This window comes from Spirillospora sp. NPDC046719, assembly GCF_040645715.1.
In the GTDB taxonomy this organism is placed as follows: domain Bacteria; phylum Actinomycetota; class Actinomycetes; order Streptosporangiales; family Streptosporangiaceae; genus Spirillospora.
This window is the reverse complement of the sequence record NZ_JBEYYT010000876.1, coordinates 1-1,519: the sequence shown is the minus strand read 5'-3', so window position 1 is coordinate 1,519 and position 1,519 is coordinate 1. Positions and strand designations below refer to the sequence as shown.

The 1,519-nt window shown below is 67.2% G+C and carries 1 protein-coding gene; it reads right to left on the bottom strand.

Features of this window, described 5'->3' with window-relative positions:
- Positions 1–86 precede the first annotated feature (86 nt).
- Positions 87–1,361, bottom strand: coding sequence for an HNH endonuclease signature motif containing protein (locus ABZ914_RS51175; RefSeq protein WP_500201791.1), 1,275 nt, complete (start codon positions 1,359–1,361; stop codon positions 87–89).
- Between the last annotated feature and the right edge of the window lie 158 nt (positions 1,362–1,519).

Sequence of the window (1,519 nt, the reverse complement as noted above, 5' to 3'; positions counted from 1 at the left end):
CGCGGGTTCTGTTCCAGGTGAATTGGGCATGCCGGAGCCGCCCGGGATCCAGATGGGATCCGGGCGGCCGTACTGGTGGAAGTGGGTTATGCAGCCCAGTCGAGCGCCGGATCGGGCGGCCCGATGTCACCCGGTGGCGGATGGCCTCCCGAAGACGGTCGGGCGTCGGACGGCGGCAGCAGCCGGTAGACGTAGCGTCCGTCTCGATCTTTGGTGATCTGGATCTGGTCGGGGTTGGTGTGTTTGAAGCGGTTGTGCCATCCGCAGGCGAGGGCGAGCTGGTCGATGTCGGTGGGCGATTCCCCGAGTGCCCAGCCGTGCACGTGGTCGACCTCGCACAACGTCCCCGGCACCTCGCATCCCCGTACTGCGCATGACGGATACAGCGTCTCCAGCACCTGGCGCTGTGCTGGGGAGGCGAACCGTTCGCGCCAGCCCAGATACAGCGGGGTGTTCCCCTTCCCGAGGAGAAGGGGCGACACTCCGGCCGAGAGGGCGATGCGGCGGGCCTGAGCGGCGGGGATCGGTGTCCCATCGGTCAGGCGGGCGGGGGCGTTGCCGCCGGTGAGGGTGTCCAGGTCGCAGATCACGGTGACCTTGGATGCCTTGTGCCCACCGGATAGGACGCTGGAAAGGGCTGCTGCTGTCCGCTCTGCGAGGTCGCGGCGGTCGTCGGGCCCCGCCGGCTTGGCCAGCGGAGCCAGGGTGCCGTCCCAGATCGCGGCGTCTTCGGGGTTCAACCAGCCCTTGACGTACCGGCCGCCGTCCAGAGAACGCGTGGTGGTGATCCACGACTTGTCGTAGCCGCGCTTGGTGTCCTCGTCGGGGGCGTCTTCGGTGTCGTCGCGTTCGGCGATGAGGTCGCGGATGCGGCGGCCGAACGCGGCGACCTTCCCGGCCGAGAAGCCCTGATCGGCCATCTCCAGCAGAGTGGTCTCAGCTTCGGCGCAGTCGGTGTCATCGAGGCGGGCGACCGAGTCGGCGATGGTGACGGCGTAACCGTGTGACAGCTCCCCGGCCGCGAGCCGCTCGGCCACCTGCGGGAGGCGGTGGCGCTGCCGGGCGAGAGTGAGCCGCTCCTTGGCACGGTTGTCGCGCATGCCCAGGCTCGATCGCAGCCACGCTTGCGCTGAGGGATATCCCCACCGGGCCTGCTCCGCGGTGGCATCAACGCGGCCAATGAAACCGGCGAGTGCGCTTTCCTGCATATCGCAGGCGGCCGCGAGAGTTTCGGTGAGTTCCAGGCACGCGGCAGCCGACTCGGGGGCGTTCCGCTTGGCTAGTTCAGTGGCGATGGTTGAGAGCGCGTTCACCAGTTCCATGGTGGACGCGGCCTCAAGCTCGACCGTCACTGAATGCATACCTAGATAATACCCGCTGTGACCGGCAATCGCATCTTGAATTCAGCGCTTCAACGCGGATACTTTTCGGTACCTGAATGGCGACTATTTGCGCAGCACCATCGGTTGCGCTTCGTTGGAACACGCGTGCGGAAGGGGGTGGTGGGGTGGCGCGACCT